At 63.2% G+C, this 2,862-nt stretch carries 4 protein-coding genes; 2 read left to right on the forward strand and 2 right to left on the reverse strand.

Going from position 1 to position 2,862, the window contains the following annotated elements:
- Window positions 1-212, forward strand: a 212-nt coding sequence (locus NS3_RS29800; protein ID WP_218018256.1) for a hypothetical protein, incomplete at its 5' end; no start/stop codon positions are given.
- Window positions 213-316: 104 nt separating this feature from the next.
- Here NS3_RS29800 and NS3_RS17925 read toward each other — a convergent pair.
- Both NS3_RS17925 and NS3_RS30100 read right to left on the reverse strand, forming a co-directional pair.
- On the reverse strand, window positions 317-880 hold the full coding sequence (locus tag NS3_RS17925; RefSeq protein WP_157101406.1) for a hypothetical protein: 564 nt from the start codon (window positions 878-880) through the stop codon (window positions 317-319).
- A 232-nt stretch (window positions 881-1,112) separates the two neighbouring features.
- Window positions 1,113-2,345, reverse strand: coding sequence for a helix-turn-helix domain-containing protein (locus NS3_RS30100; RefSeq protein ID WP_245649676.1), 1,233 nt, complete (start codon window positions 2,343-2,345; stop codon window positions 1,113-1,115).
- A gap of 296 nt (window positions 2,346-2,641) precedes the next feature.
- Between NS3_RS30100 and NS3_RS29810 the strand changes: the two genes are divergently transcribed.
- The coding region (locus NS3_RS29810) for a hypothetical protein (RefSeq protein WP_218018257.1) at window positions 2,642-2,862 on the forward strand (221 nt) is incomplete at its 3' end.

Consider the following 2,862-nt stretch of genomic DNA (forward strand, 5'->3'; position numbering starts at 1 on the left):
TCTGTGGTGAACCCCGAGGAGCAGAAGCAACCATGCTGCCCAAACGCGAAAAGAACACCACTATCCGCCCGTATCCGATTCAGCGAGCGCCGCTTTCGGCTATCGAGCGCACCCGTGAGGCTATGCGGAAAGCCTGGCCCGAACTCGACCACACCCCCATGTCCACCGACAGTGCGGACGGACATCCACCACCAACCTCCAACCATCTCTGAAAATTTGTGCGGGCGAACACAATCCCGCACTCAAGCCCGTGTCAGGGAATCCGGAGAACACGATGAAAGGAAATCGAACATGAGCAAGGTGCCGGAAGGCGCAATCATCGCCAGCGCCCCCAGCGGGTCGGCACCGAGACCGCCGACGCAGCGGTCCGCGAGATGCCCGAATTCGCGAGTCTGGCGTACTCCTCTCGCATCTCGTCTACGAATACAGAGAAGGCTTCCCCGAATTCGGCATGTTCAGCAACGCTCTCCATGAGCTCCCATGCCGTGACCTCTTCCTCGGTTTCGTCGCCGAGCCATCGAAGCGCGGGATTCACGCTGTCGTAGAGGGAGTGTTCCCGGCCGTGCCATTCGAAATCAAACCACTCAGCCCGCGCGAACTTGATGTAGCATTCGCCGACGAAACAGATGAACTCATCCACCGTAGCCGCGTTCTCAGACTTCGTGGCTGTCTCCATATCCGGAAACAGTTCAGCCACCAGGGCATTGAGCCTCTGCACTTCCGGCGCACCGGCGCCCCAGGGTTGGTTCGGGATGCGGGCGATACCCGCACGGTCCATGAACTTCCGTGCCTGGGCTTTCCGGCGCTCAGGGTCGACCCAGTCACCCCAGGCGGTCCGTTGAACTTCGAAGTCCAAGCCCAATTGCTCGTCGGGTCCCATACCTTTTCCTTCTGTCAATTGGATCGCACGCACGAACACACTGTCGGTAGTCGAGCCGGTCCGCGGCCTGGTGGCTCCGATCCGCACCATGGTGCGCCACTCGCTGGAAACTCGCGGTGATCGGTGGCCGCATCCGCTTCCGCAGCTCGACCACCGCCGGGACGGTCGCGTAGCCCCGGTGCGGATGTACACGGTGGTCGCTACCGATAGGCGAACGACTCGCTGCAGTCGGTCAGCTGGAAATTTCGTCCATGAGCATCCGCAGCGTCAATGAGTGCTTCTCCGGCGGCAGCGCATCGAGCGCCGCTCGGGCGTATGCCACGCCGCCTTCCCGATCCCCGGTGCGGACGAGCATCAGCCCGCGGTGCAGCTCCAAATGTGTCGCGAACCGGGGCATGGTGGCGGGCAGTAGCCGGCGGGCCTCGTCCTGGGCCTCCACTGCGGTGGCCTCGTCGCCGAGGCGGGCCGCCAGCAGGGATCGGAAGACCCCGAGTCGCCAATAAGGCACCGCGTAGTCGGATGCTTCGTCGTCGCCGGAACCGGCATGGTCGAACACCCGGCGCCCCTGGGTGTCGAGTGCACGGGCAGTATCGAAGTCCCCGGTGAGCGCTGCCACGTGAGCCTTGCCGTAGATGGCGTTCAGCCGTCCCAACGAAGGTTTGTCGTCCAAGGCGAGCGCCTGGTCGGCGAACATGTGCGCGATGGGCAGCGAGGCGCCTTCGTATCCGAGCGCGATCGCGGCGCGCCCTCGTACCCAGACACGGGTACTGATGTCGCCGGAACGGTCGGCGGACTCGGCGGCCATCCGGTACCACGACACCGCCTTGGAACCATCCGACCCGGGGAAAGTCTTCGCGAACAAGGTCATCAGTCGCGAGGCGTGAGCCCACATACGCGGGGTGTCGCACTGCTGCTGGATCACGGCGAGGTCGATCGCGAGCCGCTTCTGGATCTCGGCCGCGCCGAGAGTCATGTAGTCCGCTCCGTACTCCGTGAGCATCGAATCCCAAGCTTCGACAGTCGGGCCGGCACCGCTGAGCCGCGCCGAGAAGCCCTCGGCGAGCAGGTCCGAGGCCACGCCGGGAGCGACAGTCGTGGCGGCGAACGTGGACAGGAATAGACGACGGTTCACTTCGGACTCCAGGACGGCTAGCGGGACATCGAGAACGGCGGCGAGATGCCGCATCCAGAACGCGGAGGGCTCGGTCTTGCACGACTCCCATCGGCGGGAGATGTACTCGCGTCCGATCGGCACCCCCGAGTGCTCCGCGAGCGCATCGGCAAGGCGGCTCTGAGACCAACCGCGCGCCTGTCGCAGATCACGAATGAGCTTGCCCGTGTGCATGAAACCATCATGCACACGAAATTGCGAAAAGTGCTGCCTGCCACCGCAGATGCCACTACTAATGCTCCTCTCCGAGCCGAACCATTGACACCAGAGCAAGGGGATGAACCAGCGGAACAATCGCGGACTTGTCGCGGAGATACCCCAGTATCTGCAAAGCACGTCCGCCGTATGCCGAAGTGCGGTCCGAGAAGGTTGCCCCGCAATAGAGGGGGTTCTGAATGGACATCGTTGTCGAGAGGAACCTCAGGGGCAGCCGATGGCGCGGACTGATCATCTTCTACTCGTGTGACGGGATGGGCAGAAGATGCCGCTCGCCGAACCATTGAACGCCTACTTCTTTCCGCATCGGCATAGCCGAGCGGCTGCCGTTTTGTCGCGGTTGCCCAATTCACTCGACACGGAGGGGATTCGAGATGTTCGTCAATGATGCCTGGATAGTCCTGGCGGTAGCGCCGTTGTCGTCGCTGCTCGTCCTCGTCCCGTTCTTCATCGCTTTCCGATCCCGTCGACACCGGGCTCCGATCATCGAACCGACAACCCGGACTCGAACTTCGCACTACACGCCGTTCCGCCCCTACAGCCTCGAAGTCGCCAGAGCGATAGCCATCGAACACGCCGACTGCCCGCACAGCCG

The organism is Nocardia shimofusensis NBRC 100134, from assembly GCF_001613125.1.
GTDB classification, from domain to species: domain Bacteria; phylum Actinomycetota; class Actinomycetes; order Mycobacteriales; family Mycobacteriaceae; genus Nocardia; species Nocardia shimofusensis.

Excerpts from the sequence above, each read along its gene's own strand:
- NS3_RS17925 (WP_157101406.1), bottom strand. The coding sequence starts at position 880 with ATGGGACCCGACGAGCAATTGGGCTTGGACTTCGAAGTTCAACGGACC.